Source organism: Nocardia pseudovaccinii (genome assembly GCF_050942345.1).
GTDB lineage: Bacteria > Actinomycetota > Actinomycetes > Mycobacteriales > Mycobacteriaceae > Nocardia > Nocardia pseudovaccinii.
In genome coordinates this window covers 4166383-4185310 of record NZ_CP192074.1, presented here as the reverse complement: position 1 = coordinate 4185310, position 18928 = coordinate 4166383, and the positions used below count along the sequence as shown (strand labels likewise).

The window sequence follows — 18928 nt, the reverse complement described above, 5'->3', positions numbered from 1 at the left end:
CACACCCGGCCGCCGCTGCCGCATCGGCGCGTCCCCTCCCCAGAGGATCGGCCCACGGCTCCCGGACAACGAAAACCCTTGTGATCAAGCTGATTTCATCTCACCCTCGGGAACAGGCGCGCACGCGCACAGGTTGGCCCAGGCATGACTCTCGGAATTGCGCTCGCTGCCTCGAATTCGGGCAACTACGTCGACCAGATCGTGACGCAGGCCCGCATGGTCGCCGAACTGGGCATCGGCTCGGTGTGGTTCGGACAGCGGATGGACTACGACTCCCCCACCCTCGCCGCCATCGTAGGCCGGGAGGTGCCGGGCCTTCATGTCGGCACCTCGTCGCACCGTCGCTGAGTACGACCGCGAGGACGACACGCAGATCCGTTGCGACACCGGCCTTCTGGGCGAGGAGCAGCCTGGATTCCGCGCATTCAGCCCAACGGCGCTTCATCGGCGACGCGTCGGATGCGACAGCATCGAAACCCATGATCACCGCCATCGAGCTACGGGTTGGACGCGTGCTGGATGGACTCGATGCGCGCCGAAATACTCCACTCTTCCTGGGTGGGTGTGGGCTACCACGACAGAACAGCCGTATCGGCTACGGTTCACGTCGCACCAACCTGCGTGATCCCTCATGTCGAGAGGTGAAGTCTGTTGTCGGTGAACCTGTTCTGGCGTTCGATGTCCGTAGTGGCGGTGTCCCTGCTGATGGCTGTGCCGGCGTACAGCCAGGCGGGCCCGGTGGACGACGCGCACCCGATAGCGTTGGACCGGTTCTATCACCAGCGGCTCGAGTGGAAACCTTGCGGCATCGAGAATGTCGACAAGGCCGGTGGCGAGTGCGCGGATGTACTGGTGCCGCTCGACTACGAGAATCCCGACGATCGAACGATGACCGTGGCGATTTCGCGGGTGAAGGCCGGCGATCCGGTGCAGCGACGGGGAATTCTGCTGGCCAATCCGGGCGGCCCCGGCGCGGAGGGGCTGGACAGTCTGGATCTGCTCGGTGATGTGCTCTCGCCGGAGGTCTTGGCGAGTTACGACCTGATCGGCATGGATCCGCGCGGGGTCGGCGAATCCGGTCGGAGTCCGCGGTGTGGGTGGCCGGTAGGTGAGATGATTCGGTCGGCGGGTCTGGATCCGCTGGGTTTCGTGCACGACACCGTTCAGTCCGCGGGGATGGCCGCGACCTGCCTGATTCGTGATCCGAACAAGCTGAGGCAGTTCACCACTCGCAACACCGCGCGTGACATAGACATTGTGCGAGGCGCCCTGGGTGAGGAGAAGGTCAACTTCTACGGCGTGTCCTATGGCACCTACCTCGGTGCCGTTTTCACGCAGATGTTCCCCGAGAGGAGTGACCGCGTCGTGCTCGATAGCTCGATCGACCCGGACCGGTATTGGGAGGGCTTGGTTCAGGATTGGGGTCCAGCAGACGAGATCGCGCTGGACGACTGGGCCGACTGGGTTTCCGGTCGGGATGACGAGTTCCGGCTCGGTGCGACTCCGCAGCAGGTGCGAGCGAAGATCGAGGAGCTCGTTCGAATCGCCGCACGCCAACCCATTGTCATCGATGGGTTTGCCATCGACGATCACTGGCTTCCGTTCGTCCTACACGGATTGCTGATGAACTTCCGGCTGAACGAAGCGATGGCCGCCACCGTGCGGGAGATCGCCGACGCCGCGGGCGGTCCGCCCACTACATCGCGAACACCCCGGCTTCGCGCCATCGTGGAGGCGCTGCGCGACAACGAGAACTCGGTGCTGGCGCAGATCGCCTGCGGCGATGTCGGGGCACCGATTGATCCGACCTGGTACTGGCGCAACATCGAAGAGACCCGCGCCACGCAGCCGGTGTTCGGCGCGCTGGCGAACAACATCCAGCCGTGCGCCTTCTGGCCTCGACCGGTCGAGCCTACGACTGTCGTCCGGAATTCGGTGCCCGCGCTCATCTTGCAGGCGACAGGAGATCCCCGAACTCCTTATGCCCACGGCGTCCGACTGCATCAGGACATGTCCGAGTCACGGATGGTGACGTTGCAGGATGTCCGTATCCACATGACATTCCGGCCCGAACTGAGCAACTGCGTGAACAACGCGATCAACACATACTTCAGCGTGGGGACCATGCCGGATACAGACATCACCTGCTACGCGGATGCAGAAGCCGCAGACCGGACGCGCGCCGCCTCCCTGCCGGGCACCACCTGAACCGTTTCGCTGAGCGGGGCGAATTGCCTTATCGGTGCTCGCCGTTTGGCTGTTTCCCGCCGCTCACGGCCTGTAGGCGGCCTGGGTGATCAGAAATCTTCGTGCAGGGCGCGATGCTGTCAGACAGCGATCACCCTGGACCCCGCTAGCGGTATCCAGGTGCCGGTAATAGCTTCAGTGCGAGCGCATGTCGCGAAGGACGTCCCGTGCTCGGTCGAATACGGCCAGCGGTGGGCTCATCACGAGGTTGGCCAGGCCGGTCTCGCCCGCATGAGGGTGCGGGCGGGTCGGGGCGAGTCTCTCGGCGGCGCGCACCATGCCGGCCCAGCGTTCGAGTTGGTTGACCGAGAACTGTTTGAGCAGGAACGGGAATTCCTCGGTCTCCTCGTGTGCGGCATGTGCGGAGACCTTATCGGCGAATACCGCGAGCTTCGCATCGAAATCCGGGTGGTCGACACCCATGTCGTACAGTTCGGCCAGTGCGTGCTTCACCGCGTTTTCCTCGGCCAATCTGGGGCCGATGATGTCATCGGCGCCGAAAGCCGCGCGCCGCGCCACCGCATGCACGACCTCCTCCTCGGCGGTTTCGTGTATCGCGAGTAGGCGCACCAGCTCGGTGAACAGTTCCCGCTTATCGTCCTGGCCCGATTTCAGCTTCTCGAGCAGGCGCCGGATCTGCTCGTGCTGGTCGGTCAGCAGATCGATCACATTCTGATCCAGCTTTCCCATCGTGCACCTCATTTCTGCGGCGGAGTACTACACATCTTCCTCCGAAGGCCGACCAGCGCGCCACGGGCAAACTCGCCACCGAGTTCGTTTGCTACCTGCGCCCCTGGGTAGGTCGGCACTGTGGACCATGCCGGAGCCCCTTTACTCGATGCGCTGGTCGAATACCGTGAGCTGGGCCGATATGGTTTCACCCCACCCGGCCACCGACAGGGCCGCGGCGCGGACGAACGCGTGCGGCGCATCCTCGGCGCCGAGACATTCGGTTCGGATGTTCTCGGCAATAGCGGACTCGACGACCGCCGGGCAAGCGGTGGCTACCTGGCGCGTGCGGAGGAGTTGATGGCCGACGCGGTCGGCGCCGACTACGCCTTCTTCTCGACCTGCGGTAGTTCGCTGTCGGTCAAGGCGGCGATGATGGCCGTCGCGGGAGGTTCACCGGGGCTGCTGGTGGCGCGCGACAGCCACAAGTCGATCGTCGCCGGTTTGATCTTCTCCGGTGTGCAGCCGCGCTGGATCTCCCCGCGCTGGGATGCCGCGCGGCACCTGTCCCATCCACCGTCGCCCGAGCAGATCCGCGAAACCTGGGAGCGCTTTCCGGATGCGTCGGGGGCCTTGATCGTCGGCCCGAGTCCGTACGGAACGTGCGCCGATATCCGGGGTATCGCCGAGGTGTGCCATGAGCGCGGTAAGCCGCTCATCGTGGATGAGGCGTGGGGCGCGTTCCACGACGAATTGCCCACGTGGGCAATGGATGCGGGCGCGGATGTCTGTGTGGTCAGTGTGCACAAGATGGGCAGCGGATTCGAGCAGGGTTCGGTCTTCCATCTGCATTGCTCGGCGCCGAGGCCTCGCACGACCTGGACCGGATGCAGGTCCTCATCGATGTCGGCGAGCTCGGGCTGTCCGGCTATCAGTGCGCCGACTGGCTTCGGGAGAACGCGCGCATCGATGTCGGACTGAGCGATCACCGCCGGATCACGGCGACACCGTCGATGGCCGATGACGAGTCGACCACCAGGCGGCTACTCGATGCACTGCTGTCGCTCAGCACGGCGGCCCCGGAAATCCCTGCGCCGGAACCGATTCGACTTCCCGAACCGCAAGACCTCGAACTCGATACCACGATGCTCCCCCGCGACGCGTTCTTCGGCGCCGTCGATACGGTCGAGATGAAGTCCGCTGCCGGGCGGATTGTCGCAGAGCAGCTCACGCCGTATCCGCCCGGCATACCGGTGGCGGCGCCCGGGGAGCGGCTGAACGAGGCCGTGATCGACTACCTGGTCACCGGGGTTCGCGCCGGAATGATGGTGCCGGATGCCGCCGACAGTTCGATGCGGACGGTCCGGGTGGTCGCGGACTGACGCGCCGATCAACTCGGCTCCGGTCGGCGGAACAGTGTCAGCGTCGCGGGGCGGCTGGTGAAGGAGAAGTCGTTGCCGCGGTGCTCGACCTCGCCGTCGGTGGCCAGCGCGACCGGGTCACCCTCGACGTGCACGGTCAGCCGGTCGGCGCGGCGGTTGACGTAGGTCGCGGAGCGGTCGAGAGTGCCGGTGAGGGTGGCCCAGATCAGGCGGGTTCGGGAAAACGGCAGGTCCGCGCGCAGATATCGGATATCGAGGGTGCCGTGACGCAGTGCCGGACGCGACATCGGGATCTGGTGGGCGGGGCGGTAGTGGCCGTTGCCGACGAACAGCATCCAGATGGCGGTGCGGGTGCCGTCGATGGTCGTCGGTAGCGGCTTGGCCCGAGACAGCACACGCACCATGGCTATTCCCGCGGCGGGCCATTTGCCCAGGCGCGGCTCCCAGTGTTCGCGGATGCGGACGAAGTCGGGATAGCCGCCCAGGCTTGCGGTATTGACGAAGGTTCGCGGCGCGAGTCCGTCGGATCGCACCTCGGCGGTATCGGTGCGGACCGCGTCGCCGGATTCCAGTGCGGCCAGGGTGTGCTCGGGGTGCTCGACCCCGGTGTCGCGGGCGAAATGGTTGAGGGTGCCACCGGCGAATACCGCCAGTGGCAGCCGATGTTCGACCGCCGCGGCCGCGACGGCCGAAACTGTTCCGTCGCCGCCGAATACGCCGAGTGCGGCGATATCGTGGCGGCGGGCGCGTTCGTCGAGCTGGGCGGTGAGGTCTTCGGTTACCGCCAAAACTTCAGCGGCTGGCAGGTTTTCGTGTAGTAACTGCAGTTGCTCCGAGCCGCCGCTGCCCGAATCCGTATTGATGACGAGCAGCAGCCCGAATCCGTTGTGCATAGCGGTGATTCGTTCACGCGGACCCAGCTCGGCGGGCTCATCGTCGCGCTGCGCCCACCAACGCCGGGTACCGAGGGCAATCGCACTGCCGAGTGCCGCGCCCGCGATCACATCGGAGGGCCAATGCACGCCGATGTGCACGCGTGAATAGCCGACGGCCGCCGCTATCGGCGCGACGACGACCGCGGCGGCCGGAGATTCGAGGGCGACACCGGTTGCGAAGGCCGCTGCGGAGGCGGAGTGGCCGGAGGGGAATGAGGAGGACACCGGCGGTGTCACCAGCCGTCGCACGAAGGGCACCGACTCGTCCGGCGGTCGGCGGCGTGGGAACAGCGGCTTCGCAATGCCGTTTGCCACCGAACTGGCCAGCGCGACCGAGAGGAGCCCGCGCACGGCCGCCCGTCGCGATGCTCGGCCGCCCATCGATATCAGCGCCGCCACGACCAGCCACAGGCGACTGTGGTCGGCGCTCATGCTCAATGTCCGCAGGAACCGATCGGCAGGGGTCGGCCGCACCCGCGCACTGCGCGCCACCAGCCACGCGTCCACGTGACGTGAGAGCTTCGGTGACTGCTTGCGCATGCCCACAAGGCTATCCGGCCAGGCGCGGTCAGCCACGGCAGTTCAGGCCGCAACCCTCGCTTCAGCCCGTTGAACTGCGATAACACCGATCAGCCCTTGACACAAGCCAACCATAAAGGAATCATGTGATTCCATTGGAATCAGATGATTCCAATGGGTGCGGGACTCGTTCGGAGGAGTGCAGATGGATCAGCCGACGACGCGACCCGACCATGTACCGATCGTTGTAATAGGTGCCGGGTTCGCGGGTATCGGATTGGCGGTGAAGCTGCGCGAGGCCGGTTTCCGCGACTTCGTCATCCTCGAGCGCGGCTCTGACCTCGGTGGCACCTGGAGCGCCAACACCTACCCCGGCTGTGCGTGCGACGTGCCTTCGATGCTGTATTCGTATTCCTTCGCCCCGAACCCGAATTGGTCCCGCCGCTACGGCACCCAGCCGGAGATCCTCGACTACTTGCGCGGGGTGGCGAACAAATACGATGTGCCGCAACATATTCGGTACGGCACCGAGGTGCTCCACGCCGCGTGGGACGAAGCCGGCGGACAGTGGTGCATCCGTACCGGGCAGGGGTCATTGACCGCCGACGTGCTTGTTTCGGCGATCGGTCCATTCAGCGAGGCACAGATCCCCCGCCTCCCCGGTATCGCGAATTTCACCGGCACTCAGTTCCATTCCCTGCACTGGGATCACGACCACGATCTGACCGGTGAGCGGGTTGCGGTGATCGGCACCGGTGCGTCCGCGGTGCAGTTCATTCCGGAGATCCAGCCCATGGTGCGACGGCTCACGGTTTTCCAGCGTTCCGCGCCGTGGATCGTCCCGCGCATGGATTGGGCGACCAGCACGGTCGAGCGCACACTCTTGCGTCGGATGCCGTTGCTGGGCAAGACGATCCGCGCCGCGTACTTCACGGGCATCGAGGGATTCGGGCTGGTCGGGTTCGTGGACAAGCGGTTCCGTCATCCATTCGAGGCACTGGGCCGATTGCAGCTGCGCCGCCAGGTTCCCGATCCGCGACTGCGCCGAAAGCTGACGCCCGACTACATGATCGGCTGCAAACGCGCGATCTTCTCCGACGCCTACTATCCCGCGCTGTCCAAGCCCAATGTCGAGGTGGAGACCGCCGGGATCGCCGAGGTCCGGCCGCGATCGATCGTCACCGTGGACGGCACCGAACACGAGGTCGACACGATCATCTGGGGCACCGGTTTCGGTGTGCCACCACGGATATTCGAGGCCATCCACGACACCGGGGGACGCACACTCGCACAGCTGTATCGCGAACGCCCGCGCAGCTATCTGGGCACCACCGTCACCGGATTTCCGAACTTCTTCACCACCCTCGGCCCGTTCGGCGCGGCCGGGAACCAGTCGGCGATCTTCATGATCGAGGCGCAGATCCGCTATCTCGTGGACGCGGTAAAGCATATGCGCGACAACGGACTTCGCCGTATCGAGGTACGACCGCAGGTGCAGCGGGACTTCGTCGAGGAGATGGAGCGGCGCAGCCGCGACACGGTATGGGTCACCGGTGGCTGTCGCAGCTACTATCAGACCGCCGACGGTCATCACAATGCCGGGCTGTATCCGAATTGGAGCTTCGAATACGCCAAGCGCACCATGCGATTCGATTCCGACGCCTACCTGATCGAGGCATGATGAACCTGCTGCGGCTGCTGCCGACCAATGACACCTTCGATGTGGCCGACAAGGTGGTGGTGATCACCGGCGCCGGACGCGGCATCGGTGCGGAACTGGCGCAAATCCTGCACCGCCGCCGCGCGCGGGTCGTCATGCTCGATCTCGACGAGGACAAGGTACGCACCGCCGCGTCCCGATTGGGGTCACGCGCGGTTCCACTGCGCGCCGATGTCGCCGACCGCGACAGCATGGTCGCCGCCACGGCGACGGTCCGTGACCGCTTCGGCCGGATCGATCTCGTGGTCGCCAATGCCGGTATCACCCCGACACCCGCCACCCTGCGCACGATGGACCCCGCAGATTTCGATCGGGTCATCGGAGTCAATCTGACCGGTGTCTTCAACACTGTTCGACCGACCCTCGACGATATCGTCGCCACCGGCGGCCACGTCGTCGTGGTCTCCTCCTGCGCGGCGTTCGCGCCCGGTATGGGCGGCTCCCCCTACATGATCAGCAAGGCCGGGGTCGAACAGCTCGGCCGCGCGTTGCGGGTCGAACTCGCCGCATCCGGCGCCACCGCCGGAGTCGCCTATTTCGGCATCGTCGACACCGCCATGACCCACCACACGCTCGACGACGACGAATTCGGCCGCGCGGCCGATGCCATGCTGCCCTGGCCGCTCAACCAGCGCATCAGCGCCGCTCAGGCCGCGCTGGCCGTCGCCGACGGCATCGCCCATCGCGCCCCGCGCATCATCGCCCCCCGCGTCTGGGAGCCCTATGCCCTGCTGCGCGGCGCCGTCAATGTGCTGATGGACCGGTACCTCAGCACCGACGAACAGCTGCGGGTCCTGCTCCGCAAGCTGGAACAACGCCCGCGCAGCGAGTCCAACCGCGCATGACATGATCCAACCGTGACTTCGTCAGCCACCACCTGGCGCGGCAGCACCATGGCCAGCCGCGCCGCCGAGCGACGCGAACAACTCGTGCGCGCCGGCTACGCGCTGCTCGGCGGAGAGGGCGCGGCGGCGACCACCATGCGGGCGGTGTGCCGTGCAGCGGGCCTGAGCCTGCGCTACTTCTACGAGAACTTCGCCGATCGCGAAGCCCTGCTCATCGAGATCTACGACCAGACCGCACACGGGCTCATCGACGCCGTCACCACGCGGCTGGCCGACGCACCCGACGACGAGACCGCCCGTACCCGTGCGGCTTTCGACGCGGCGGCACAGTATTTCGCGGACGATCCGCGCCGCGGCCGGATCATGTTCCGCGAAACCCTCGCCGATGACACCCTGCGGGCACGCGGCGCCGACGCACTCCCCGCCTTCGTCACGCTCGTCGCCGCGCAACTGGCACCGATGCAGGCCGCGCGCTTCACCGCCGCACCGGGCCGGATTCCGCTGCCGGTCAGTGCGATATCCGGCGCACTCGTCGCACTGTTCCTCGATTGGCTCGACGGCGATGTCGAGGCAAATCGCGACGCGGTGGTCGACTACGCCACTCAACTCACCATCACCGTTCTCGAGCTCACCTGACTACAGCAGTCCACGCAACCGCAGATCGCTGACGTACTTGTCGATGAGCGCGCGGGTCAGATGCGGAATGTCGTGCTCGACACCGATTTTCGCGGCTTGCACGGCAGCGGTGAAACCCTTTGCCGGGATGACGGCGCCACGGATCGGCCGACCGGGTCGGCTGTAGGCGTGCAGCAGCGGTAGCAGCGAGGCCTGGCGCTGTTTCTCGGGAAGCCCGCGCAGCGCGGTCTCGAATCGGCGCAACCATTCCTGATAGTCGTCGATCCGCCGGATCGGGTGGCCGGATTCGATGAGCCAGTCGACGAATTCGTCGAGGGAGATGCCGTCGTCATGAGGATTCAGGACATCGAAGCTGTGGAAATCTGTGCGCGCCGCGACGCCGACGGCGGTGATCGCCTCGGCGGTGAAATCGACGGGTAGACCGTCGTAGTGGGCACGTTGACGCTTGCCGTCGTCATCGGTCTCGTAGAACGAATACGGGGCGATGCCAGTGGCCACCAGACTGAGCAGCAGCCGGGTGAACATATCCGGAACGTTGAGCTGGCCAGCGTATCGACTGTGCGCCAGGATCATATCGGATCGGAAGACGGCGACCGGAAGTCCGCACAGGTCGTGCGCCTCCCGCAGCAGGACCTCCCCCGCCCATTTGCTGTTGCCGTAGCCGTTGGCGTAACTGTCGTCGATGGCACGCGTGGGGCTGATTTCGCGGATGTCACCGTCCTCCTCGAAGGACGATGGCTGAATCTGGGCGGCAACGGCCACAGTGGACAAATACGTGACGGGCTTGATCCGCGTGGTGATTGCCAGGCGGATGAGTTCCGCGGTACCGACGACATTGGGGCCGAACAGCTGGTCGTAGGGCAGGACATGGTTGACCAGCGCGGCGGGATGCACGATCAGATCGACGGTGTCGGCCAGCCGATGCCAGGTCGCATCGTCCAGGCCGAGATTCGGCTCGCCGATATCACCGGGCAGCACTTCGATGCGGCGGGCCGCCAGCTCGCGGTAGTGCCGCAGCAGGTCCGGATCACCGCTGTCGAAGGCATCGTCGAGCCGTTTCCGCGCTGCCGCGGCGTCTTTGCCGCGGATGATGCAGACGAGCGTGCCGTCCGTCTTCTCGAGTCGCTCGAGCCATTCCAGGCACAGGAAGCGGCCGAGGTAGCCGTTGGCACCGGTCAGCAGCACCGTCTGTGTCTCGGTCGTATGCGGGAGAGCCGTCGCGGCGGACAGTGTTTGCGCGTCGATGAACTTGTCCAGTGTCAGTTCATCGGCACGCGCGACGCCGCTGTGGGTATGGACCGCGGCGAAGGTGGGCCGGATCGCGCCGGCCCCCTGTGCCGAATCGATGTACTCCGCCAACTCGCGCAATCCGTTGGCCGGGCTGACGATAACGCCCACCGGCACATCGACGGCGAAGATGTCGCGGAGCAGATTCGAAAATGACAGCGCGGAGAGAGAATCGCCGCCGAGATCGGTGAAATGCGCATCCGGTCGCAGATCGGTTGTCGCACAACCGAGCAATGCCTGTGCGGCTCGGCTCACGGTTTCCAGAACCGGCAGGTCGGCGGCTTCGCGACGCAGTGCGAGCAGTTCGTTCGCCTGCCCTTCGGCCAGCTCGGTGTACAGCTGCTGCAGCCGCTCGCCGTAGCGTTCGATCAGCTTGGGACGCAACAACTTGCCGATACCGGAGAGCAGACCGTTTTCGGTGGTGAAACGTTCGGTTTCGATGAGGAAATCGCGCGGGATCTCGTACGACTGGAGATCGGCCTCGTTGGCGATGCGCTGCAGCGAATCACTCAGTGCCGCTTTTGGATCGGCGCTGCGAAGCGTCTCGTCGGTCGGGACGATCACCGCGAGGAGGTAGGCGCGCTCACTGCTGCCGTATACGAAGATCTGCTCGAGCAGCGGGCTGCTGGCATATACGGCTTCCAAGTGTGCGACCGCGACGAATTCGCCTTGGGAAAGCTTCAGCACATTATTGCGACGGTCGAGGTAGACGAGTTCATCTGGTCCGAGTTCGGCCACGACGTCACCGGTCCGGTAGAACCCGTCCGTGTCGAAGATTTCCGCGGTGACCTCGGGACGCTTGTAGTACCCGGGAATCATGGTGCTGGTCTTCAGCAGCAGCTCACCGCGCGGATGCGGCTGGTCGGTACCGAAATATCCCAGCTCCGGCACGTCCACCAGCTTGTAGTCGAGCACAGGTGGACGGTGGATCACATTGTCGACCATGATGGCGCCGCCCGCCTCGGTCGAACCGTAGCCATCGTGCAGGTCCATATCGATGACCGATTCCATGAATGTCTTCATCTCGGCGGCCAGTGGCGCACTGCCGACGATGGGTGATAGGAATCGGCCACCCAGGAAGTCCTCGCGCAGTTCGGTTTTCACCGAGCGGTCGAGTTCAGCACGATCGATGCCCGGTTCGGCGCGACGTTCCATTTCGCTCTGATAGCGCTGGAAGACCATATCGCACACACGTGGCACGAAGAACATCTCGGTCGGCCGGACGAGGCCGATATCCTCGAAAAGCGTCGATATATCGCTCTTGGCCGTGAAATACGCGGTGCCGCCGCGGGCCAGCACACCGTAGAGCGACATGCGTCCGGCCATATGGCTCATCGGCATATAGTTCAGACCGATTCCCCCGACCTCCGGCTGGGCCAACCACATCGCGGTTACCAACCGGCTGGTGTACATCGCGCCCTTGGGGGTTCCGGTGCTGCCGGAGGTGTAGATCAGCAGCTCCAGAGCGTCGTCGTCGGGTACGAACAGCGGCGAGGGCGGCAGGGTACGGCCGCGTTCGAGTACCGACTCCAGCGATTCCACCACTATCGGAGTGTTCGCCAGGCGGTCGCGGGCGGATTCGAATGCGTCGCGCTGGTCATCGTCCTCGGGGTGGTAATCGAAGACCACGAGGCGTTCCGGTGCCGGGCCCGCGAGCACGCATTCCACTGCGGTAGTGAGGTTTTCGGGGGTCGCGGCGAGGATGCTTGGTTCGGTCTCGGCAATGATCGCCGACACTTGCTTCGGTGCCGCACCTGCCTGCAGCGGCACGGCGACCGCGCCGAGATACAGACAGGCCAGATCGAGCGTGGTGTAGTCGCCGCTGGTGAAGCCGAGTGTCGCGATGAAGTCGCCCGCTTTGACGGGGTTGTCGGGATGGTGATGCCAGGCTGCGGCGATCGCGCCGACGCGCGCCCACAACTCGCCGTAAGTGATGGTGGCGAATTCAGGCAGCGGTCGCAGCGTGCGCCGCCCGGACTCGTCCGCGGTGGGTTCGAGGACCCGGTGCCCGAGCGCGGGGCGATCGGCATAGGCCGCCGCGACCGTCGCCACGATCTGTGATGGCCGCATTCCGGGTTCTCGGATCGCGGCGAAAGTCTCCGGTTTCGGTCGCGCGTTGCGAATGTCCGGATAGGTGGCGTACAGGTCGGCGATGCGATTCATGACCTGTTCCATCCGCGTATCAATAATCATGGCCAGCCTCCTTCGATCGCATGTCGACCGTCGGTTGTTCTGTTCAGATTGAAGACGCCTGTATCCAGTAACACGTTAGCCTGGCTAAATATTCCAGGGCGGTCCATATTCGACAACGGGCCTGGCCATATCATTGCGCCGCGCGGCGCTTTGCGATGCTGAAACCATGACGATCCCGCTTCCCGAGCTCGTCGAGACGCTGCTCGGTGGTCCACTCTCCATTGTCAGCGCGGGCGATCCGGTGCTGCGCACGCCCGCCGCGCGCTACGACGGACAGCTGACGCAGGCTCAATTGGACCGCTTGGCGCGGGCTATGCAGGAGACGATGCATGCCGCGCCGGGTGTCGGACTGGCCGCCCCGCAGGTCGGGATACCGCTGCGGCTGGCAGTGCTGGAGGATCCGGCCGAAGTGACCGACGAGGTGCGCGCGGTTCGCGAGCGGGTGCCGCTACCGTTCCGAGTTCTGGTCAACCCGACCTACGAACCCATCGGCGACGCCCACGCGGCATTCTTCGAGGGCTGCCTGAGCGTTCCGGGCTGGCAGGCCGTCGTCGCGCGCCACACCCGCGTGCGCCTGCGCGGCCAGGACGAACGCGGACGTGAGCTGGACGAGGAAGTCTCCGGCTGGCCCGCCCGCATCGTCCAGCACGAAACCGACCACCTCGACGGCACCCTCTACATCGATCGCGCCATCACCCGCTCCCTGACCTCCGCCCAGAACCTGATCGACCGTTGGCCCCAACCAACCCCTTCGTCCGCGGCCGAGGCCATGGGCTTCGACTTGCCCTGAGCTCGCGCCTCCTCGACGAGCTCATTTCGTCGAGCGCGACGTGCAATTCGCGCACCAGGGCGTCGCAACCTTGTGCGGCGTCGGTGTCGTCGAGCCACGGCCGCTGGAAGCATCGTTCGCCCTATGCTCGAGGCTGTGCGGGACGATAATCGAGCCAAAGCTTGGTCGCTGGAACCGCGACGAGGATGAGCGTGATAATCGCTGGTGTCTGGACGACAAGCGTGGCCAGTACCGAAGGACCGACTTTCAATCGGACCGTGCTGTCATCGCCGAAACCGGCAATTGCCATATACGCGAGCATGATCCAGCCGACCGAAATGTTGGTGATGCACGCTGCCAGCACAAGCGACCTGCCCTGGGGCCTTCTGCGGAACAGCTGGACCGCGCCCACGGCCAGCAGGACTCCGACAGCAAGCCCGAAGAGACCGATGAGGGCGATCGTCGGCTTGAACCAAGTTGGCCACTCGCCGTCGATGTCGGCATCGGCTGGAGTCGATCCGATCACCAAGACCGCGAGAATGACTCCGAACAGATGTGATGCGGCACCGAGGCAGGCCAACACACCTGACGTGAGAGCAGTGAAGCCCCGGGGCGGATTGCCGGAAAGCTGTTGAGGTGCTGCCGAATCAGGTTTCATACCCCCCTCAACCCCGGGAGGGGGCAAAAGGTTGTGCCGACTTCGAACCCAACCTTTTCGTGCACATTTCTGTTGTAGTCGAGTAGGACACGGAAGGGCGGTTCAGATGAGCACCACAGACGATGGCGACTGGGTTCGTGACGTTGCGCTCATCGCGCTGCTGGGCGCGGTGCTGCAGGACTGTGTGCGAGAACCGCTGTCATTTCTCGCGAGCGCTCCCCAGACGTCGGTCATTCGGATCGGGCGGGGCGGCGCTGATTCGGCGCGGCCGTTCGATGAACTGCTCATCGAGGCATACGAGTCGACCAAGGACATGCTGTTGGCTTCGGTGACAAAACAGGTCGGGAGCCGCACCGACGCGGAAGATATCGTCCAGACCGCGTTCATGCGCGTCTACGCCGCGCGTCCCGATATCTCCGACACCGAGGAATTGCGCCGCTACATCTGGACCGCCGCAAAGAATCTGACCCGCGACACGTGGCGACGAGCCGCGAACGAACGCGACCGTATCGATCCCGACGGCGAAACCCGGATCGCCCAGCTGGCAGACAGTGCCGGACTCGCCTTCGACGATGTGATCGCGTTGCGACACACACTGATCGCCGCGTTGAACACTGTCCCCGCGCGCGAGCGCCAAGCAGTAGTCGTGCGCGCCTTCGAGGGAAACACCTATGCCGAAACAGCCGCGATCATGGGCGTGGGAGACGGGACCGTGAAGGCCTACGTGCACGCGGCGCTCAAACGGCTCCGGGCGAACATCGAAGCAGCTTGATACACAAGCGAATTCAACGCTCGCGCATCAGCCACACGGCGGCTTGCTGTCGACGCCGCGCGGAAGCTTGTCGCGTTCGGCATCGGTGTAATCGCGATTGCTGATCGCGCACAGCCGTTCCTGAATATTGTTGCGGTCGAGGTTGATTCGGATCGGCCCCTGGTCGGACAGACCGATCAACGTCGTTCCGATCAGCTTCCAAACCATGGTGGACCCAGGCACGGTGAACTTCGTGCTGGTCCCTGTGCGCGTGTCCCACGCTTCGACTTCGGATTTCTTGCCGAGCACGACAAGACCATCCGGTGACCATCCAGCGACAACGGAGTCGGGCGGTACCGGCGGTATGTCCAGCTTCGCGGCTTCGCCAGTGGCGGTGTTCCAGCGGAACAACGAACCCGAGTCGTCCTGGACCAGCACATCGGCCTGCCCAGGATTCATATGGACACTCACCACACGTCTACCCTGCGGAACGAACGAGCGAACCAGCGCGCCGCTCTCGAGATTCCACACCTGCAGCGACACGGTGGCGACGTTGACAACAACAGAGTCTGTCGACGCGTAACCGACGAGGGTCGACGCTTTCGCGGAAGTCCGCAAATCCTCGAGGTTCTTGCTGAGCGGGACCTGACCGCCGATCTGTCGACCGTCGCCGATGCGCCAGCGCGTGATGGCTCCCGCGAACAACGCGGCCACTTCGTCGTCGTCGCGAATGGCGAAGGTTATGAAGGATCGATCTGCCGGATCCAAACCCGGGGGCGTCGGGAGCTGTATACGAGCTATCTCGTCGAAGGCGGGCATGAGCACAACGGCAGCTTTCGAAGAGCCGGTGAACATCAGGGCATGGCGCCCGTCGGGAGTGAAAGCCAGCATCGCGTGTGGCCACACCCGAAGGGTGAAACCGGGCAGGCTGTAGAGAAGCCGCACCGAATTCAGGTCGATGACCTCGAACGTCTCGCCGCGATCGCTCGCGGCATAACGGCCGTCGGGACTCCACAGGGACGTGACATCGTCGGGCGCGATCTCAGGCCAATCAGGGTTGAACTCTGCTGCCGCCCGGTATCGCTCGATGCCGCCACCCGTCGCGTAGATCAACTGCGGACCGGCCGAGGTGAGGTGTACCGCAGGGGCGCCCTCGTTGGAGCTGCGCCGAACCTGGACCTGATACACGAGTCCAGTCGCAAGGTGAACAAGCTTGGCGATCCCGAATGCATCCCTGCTTTCGCCGGAATATTCGATCGCGAATTGTCCTGTCCTGTCGAGTTGGAGCGATTGGCAGGTGCCGAGCCGCACCCTGCGAAGCTGCGCGCCGTCGGCGCCGCGGATGATCAGGGTCTTCGCGTCGTCGGCGCATTCGGTGGTCAGGCCGTCGGGTGTGACGTCGCGCCCTCGCCATTCACCAACTGGCCGACCGCTTCTCAGGTCGTAAATGACATGGTGTTCCTTGAAATCGACGTCCGTCTCCGAAAGCCACAGGGTTTGATTCCCGGAGTCGACCCGTGCGACCGTCCGTGTCGCCATGCCATCGGCCGGAATGTCCTGAAGCCGGCGAGGTTGTCCGGACAGGTCATATCTTTCGACCACATCGGGATCGCCGAAATAGGTGCCATAGTCCCGCTTCGGATCGACAGAAATGAACAACTGTCTGCCATCCTCGGAGAACCTTGCGACGAGCGCCTTACTTCCCACAACATCCGCACCGGTGGGCCGAACAGTGACGGGACCGGATCGAGTCGGCACGTCCCACAGCGCGATGCCGCCACGATTGTCGAGGACCGCCAGTTTGCCGCCATCAGGGCTCAGGCGTACGCCGATGACACTCGGCCCCGTGGCCACCCGCCACGGCGACGGCGGCCCGGTGAGAAATCCCGTCCAGACCGTGACATTGCCGTTCGATTCGGCAGTTGCCAAGACCGACGTATCGGCGCTGAAGTCCGCCGTCGTCACATTGGACCAAAGGTCGTTGTACGCGACCTCCAATGAGCCGAGCCGAACCTGTTCGAGCAGCTGACCCGCTCGAACGTCCGCATTGTCCGGAGCGAATCTTCCTGCGGCTTGCGCGAATTGGAGAGCCCTGGACGGATCGGTGTTACCGAGCACTTCGGATTGCTGAGCAAGGTTGATTCCCGCTTGCTCCCGCAATTGGGCCGTTCGGGCCTGGCTGGTCCGATAGGCGACGACTGCGGCGCTGGAGGCGACCAGGGCGAGTACGGCGACCACCGCGGTGACGGTCCACAATCGCCGCACCTCGCGTCGGCGGAGGCGGCGGGACGCGGCGATGTACTGCCGGTGCGCTGCAGGGATTTCAGGTTTGCGCTTGTCGACCCATTCGAGCGCATCCTCCAGCGTCTTGCCGTGCAACAGCGCGCCGTTGTCGTGCGCGGACAGCTCCCACTTCTGGCGGTCCTGCTCCAATCGCTGTTGCCAGGCACGGAAGTCGCGGTCGTCCTGCAGCCAGCCGCGCAGCCGCGACCAGTTGTCGATGAGGGCCTGGTGCGCCAGTTCCACGATGTCGGTTCCCCGCGCGTCCCGGCCGACGACGACCAGCCGGTCACGCGCCAATCGTCCAGCGACACTGCGCAGTTCGGGGAAATCACCCATCGACACCACGGACCGGACGAAACCCGCTCCACTGGACGCGGGTGCGGCAAGCAGCTTCAGTAGGCGCCGCACGTCGAATTCCTCGACCGGATCGGTGAACTGGGCCAGCACCTGCTCAGCGCGGTCGGTGAAGAAACCCGTTGCGCGGCCGACTTTTTCGTAATCATCGACGGTCAGAGATGCGCTGCCGCGCCGATCCCACAGTTGCGTCAGAGTCGACTCGAGCAGTGGCAGCGCACCCGGCTCGCCCACCGTGTCGTCGACTAGACGCTCGACCAGCGCGGGCTGCAGATCGACGCCAGGCGCACGGGCCGCGGGCCGCTGGATGGCGTCGCGGAGCTGGTCACGGCCCATCGGCGCCAGCGCCACCGTCGCCCCGTCGAGAAAGCTGGCGAGTTCCGCGTCGATCAGGTTGTTCAGCGCATCCCACCGCAACGTGAGCAGAATTCGGATGTGCCCCTCGGCATCGGCGCGGGTGAGCTCCATCAGCCATTGCAGCACCGCACGTGCCCGCTCCGGGGCGGTCGCGGCCAGATCCTCGAATTGATCCGCGAAGAGCACCAAGCCCTCCGGCGGCACGCGCTCGAGCAGTCGCGCCACCGAGTCGTCGACGGTACCCGACTCCCGCGCCGCCTGTTCCGCCAGCAGTGTCGAGAGCGCGCCGTCGTCCGGAAAATCGAATCGTGGCGCCACCGCCCGGACGACCGGCGTGGCCGCCTCGCCCGGCGACACCTCGCCGGCGAGCCGGAAGGTCGCGATCTGCCTCCCCTGCGCCCTGAGCCGGGGAATCACCCCGGCGCGGATGAGCGACGATTTGCCGGTGCCCGACGGTCCTGCCACCGCGACGAGCGGTCGCTGCCGCAGTGCTGCCGACACCCGCTCGATGTCGTCGTCTCGACCGTAGAAGTAGTCCGCGTGTTCCTCGTCGAACGGCTCCAGCCCACGATAGGGATTGGGGACGAATGAGGGGTCGATACCGAGCACGTCGGCAATCGGGATCATGAACGCTGTCCCGGTGTACCCACGCGGGTCGGCAACCGCCGCCATCCCCACTACCGCGTCTGTTCCGCTGTCCCACACCGGCGCACCGCTGAACCCCCGCGTGATCGGCTGACCGCCGACCCGCTGCAACTGCAGCCAGCCGGTGCCCTGCCGTTCCCGGAACTCACCCGACGCCCAGACGCCATCGGGCAACTCCGCCGGAAAGCCGAACATCCGGAACTCGCGCCCCCACGGGTCATTGGCACGCCAAAACGGCGGCGGCGCAACCGAATCGCTTATCGCATCGTCCAGCTCCAGGATCGCGATATCACCCCGACCGTCCTCGGCGATCGGTGACCACCGGCGCACCCGCGCACGCTGCGGCCCGGCCGACGACAGCAACGGAAAGTCAACCGCCACAACCGAGTCCGGCGGCTGCACGTCATTCGGATCGGCACCGGTCGCGTACGCGACCACGTGCGCGCACGTCGCGACGATGTTCGGGCCCACCAGGTACCCCGCGCCGACGACCTGACCCGTGGTCGTGCGGATCCGCGCATGCGCCGAGCCGAGTCGAGCGACAGCGCTCGAACCACCTGCAGTCATGGTCCACCTCTCTGTGCCCGAACGAACATATCCCGGCACAAGAGAGCTCGAGATCGAAAGCGATATCGTCGGTATACATCTCGCCGCGCTTCGACGGCCTCCGCTGCGGCC

Annotated in this window: 12 protein-coding genes and 1 pseudogene; 8 read left to right on the top strand and 5 right to left on the bottom strand. The window is 65.1% G+C overall.

The genetic code is table 11. The annotated features are described in order from the left end of the window. Positions 1 to 144 precede the first annotated feature (144 nt). Both ACQPZ2_RS18885 and ACQPZ2_RS18880 read left to right on the top strand, forming a co-directional pair. Positions 145 to 348 carry a hypothetical protein gene (locus tag ACQPZ2_RS18885; RefSeq protein ID WP_433526734.1) on the top strand — a complete coding sequence of 68 codons (204 nt, stop codon included), beginning with the start codon at positions 145 to 147 and terminating at the stop codon, positions 346 to 348. 309 nt (positions 349 to 657) lie between these two features. After that, the gene (locus ACQPZ2_RS18880; protein WP_433527465.1) at positions 658 to 2208 is read left to right on the top strand and encodes an alpha/beta fold hydrolase; all 1551 of its coding nucleotides are present in this window, start codon (positions 658 to 660) and stop codon (positions 2206 to 2208) included. A 174-nt stretch (positions 2209 to 2382) separates the two neighbouring features. On the opposite strand, the gene ACQPZ2_RS18875 is transcribed toward ACQPZ2_RS18880, so the two are convergent. After that, positions 2383 to 2937, bottom strand: coding sequence for a hemerythrin domain-containing protein (locus tag ACQPZ2_RS18875; protein ID WP_433526733.1), 555 nt, complete (start codon positions 2935 to 2937; stop codon positions 2383 to 2385). Positions 2938 to 3057: 120 nt separating this feature from the next. On the opposite strand from ACQPZ2_RS18875, the pseudogene ACQPZ2_RS18870 reads away from it, so the two are divergent. Next, positions 3058 to 4298 (top strand): annotated as a pseudogene (locus ACQPZ2_RS18870) (aminotransferase class I/II-fold pyridoxal phosphate-dependent enzyme). Between the two features lie 8 nt (positions 4299 to 4306). Here ACQPZ2_RS18870 and ACQPZ2_RS18865 read toward each other — a convergent pair. Continuing rightward, positions 4307 to 5773, bottom strand: coding sequence for a bifunctional phosphatase PAP2/diacylglycerol kinase family protein (locus ACQPZ2_RS18865; RefSeq protein ID WP_433526732.1), 1467 nt, complete (start codon positions 5771 to 5773; stop codon positions 4307 to 4309). Between the two features lie 184 nt (positions 5774 to 5957). Here ACQPZ2_RS18865 and ACQPZ2_RS18860 point away from each other — a divergent pair, with 184 nt between their 5' ends. From ACQPZ2_RS18860 to ACQPZ2_RS18850, 3 genes are read left to right on the top strand one after another with little or no spacing between them, the layout of a single operon-like run. Then, positions 5958 to 7433 carry a flavin-containing monooxygenase gene (locus ACQPZ2_RS18860; RefSeq protein ID WP_433526731.1) on the top strand — a complete coding sequence of 492 codons (1476 nt, stop codon included), beginning with the start codon at positions 5958 to 5960 and terminating at the stop codon, positions 7431 to 7433. Then, the gene (locus ACQPZ2_RS18855) at positions 7430 to 8317 is read left to right on the top strand and encodes an SDR family oxidoreductase (protein WP_433526730.1); all 888 of its coding nucleotides are present in this window, start codon (positions 7430 to 7432) and stop codon (positions 8315 to 8317) included. The genes ACQPZ2_RS18860 and ACQPZ2_RS18855 overlap by 4 nt, the downstream gene beginning before the upstream one ends. 12 nt (positions 8318 to 8329) lie before the next feature. Then, complete coding sequence (locus tag ACQPZ2_RS18850) at positions 8330 to 8953, top strand: TetR/AcrR family transcriptional regulator (RefSeq protein ID WP_433526729.1); 624 nt, start codon at positions 8330 to 8332, stop codon at positions 8951 to 8953. Here ACQPZ2_RS18850 and car read toward each other — a convergent pair whose 3' ends face one another. Then, positions 8954 to 12433, bottom strand: a complete 3480-nt coding sequence (gene car / locus ACQPZ2_RS18845) for a carboxylic acid reductase (RefSeq protein ID WP_433526728.1) — start codon at positions 12431 to 12433, stop codon at positions 8954 to 8956. Between the two features lie 166 nt (positions 12434 to 12599). Here car and def point away from each other — a divergent pair, with 166 nt between their 5' ends. Next, entirely contained in the window at positions 12600 to 13223 is a 624-nt protein-coding gene (gene def / locus ACQPZ2_RS18840) for a peptide deformylase (RefSeq protein ID WP_433526727.1), read from the top strand. Positions 13224 to 13344: 121 nt separating this feature from the next. On the opposite strand, the gene ACQPZ2_RS18835 is transcribed toward def, so the two are convergent. After that, positions 13345 to 13860, bottom strand: a complete 516-nt coding sequence (locus ACQPZ2_RS18835; RefSeq protein WP_433526726.1) for a hypothetical protein — start codon at positions 13858 to 13860, stop codon at positions 13345 to 13347. 106 nt (positions 13861 to 13966) lie between these two features. Here ACQPZ2_RS18835 and ACQPZ2_RS18830 point away from each other — a divergent pair, with 106 nt between their 5' ends. Then, on the top strand, positions 13967 to 14632 hold the full coding sequence (locus ACQPZ2_RS18830; RefSeq protein ID WP_433526725.1) for an RNA polymerase sigma factor: 666 nt from the start codon (positions 13967 to 13969) through the stop codon (positions 14630 to 14632). A 27-nt stretch (positions 14633 to 14659) separates the two neighbouring features. Here ACQPZ2_RS18830 and ACQPZ2_RS18825 read toward each other — a convergent pair whose 3' ends face one another. Beyond that, entirely contained in the window at positions 14660 to 18817 is a 4158-nt protein-coding gene (locus ACQPZ2_RS18825) for a trypsin-like peptidase domain-containing protein (protein ID WP_433526724.1), read from the bottom strand. Between the last annotated feature and the right edge of the window lie 111 nt (positions 18818 to 18928).

What these genes read in the sequence shown, in the direction of transcription:
- ACQPZ2_RS18885 (WP_433526734.1), top strand. Translation starts at nt 145, where the DNA reads ATGACTCTCGGAATTGCGCTCGCTGCCTCGAATTCGGGCAACTACGTC.
- ACQPZ2_RS18875 (WP_433526733.1), bottom strand. Translation starts at nt 2,937, where the DNA reads ATGGGAAAGCTGGATCAGAATGTGATCGATCTGCTGACCGACCAGCAC.
- ACQPZ2_RS18865 (WP_433526732.1), bottom strand. Translation starts at nt 5,773, where the DNA reads ATGCGCAAGCAGTCACCGAAGCTCTCACGTCACGTGGACGCGTGGCTG.
- ACQPZ2_RS18860 (WP_433526731.1), top strand. Translation starts at nt 5,958, where the DNA reads ATGGATCAGCCGACGACGCGACCCGACCATGTACCGATCGTTGTAATA.
- ACQPZ2_RS18855 (WP_433526730.1), top strand. Translation starts at nt 7,430, where the DNA reads ATGATGAACCTGCTGCGGCTGCTGCCGACCAATGACACCTTCGATGTG.
- car (WP_433526728.1), bottom strand. Translation starts at nt 12,433, where the DNA reads ATGATTATTGATACGCGGATGGAACAGGTCATGAATCGCATCGCCGAC.
- def (WP_433526727.1), top strand. Translation starts at nt 12,600, where the DNA reads ATGACGATCCCGCTTCCCGAGCTCGTCGAGACGCTGCTCGGTGGTCCA.
- ACQPZ2_RS18835 (WP_433526726.1), bottom strand. Translation starts at nt 13,860, where the DNA reads ATGAAACCTGATTCGGCAGCACCTCAACAGCTTTCCGGCAATCCGCCC.
- ACQPZ2_RS18830 (WP_433526725.1), top strand. Translation starts at nt 13,967, where the DNA reads ATGAGCACCACAGACGATGGCGACTGGGTTCGTGACGTTGCGCTCATC.
- ACQPZ2_RS18825 (WP_433526724.1), bottom strand. Translation starts at nt 18,817, where the DNA reads ATGACTGCAGGTGGTTCGAGCGCTGTCGCTCGACTCGGCTCGGCGCAT.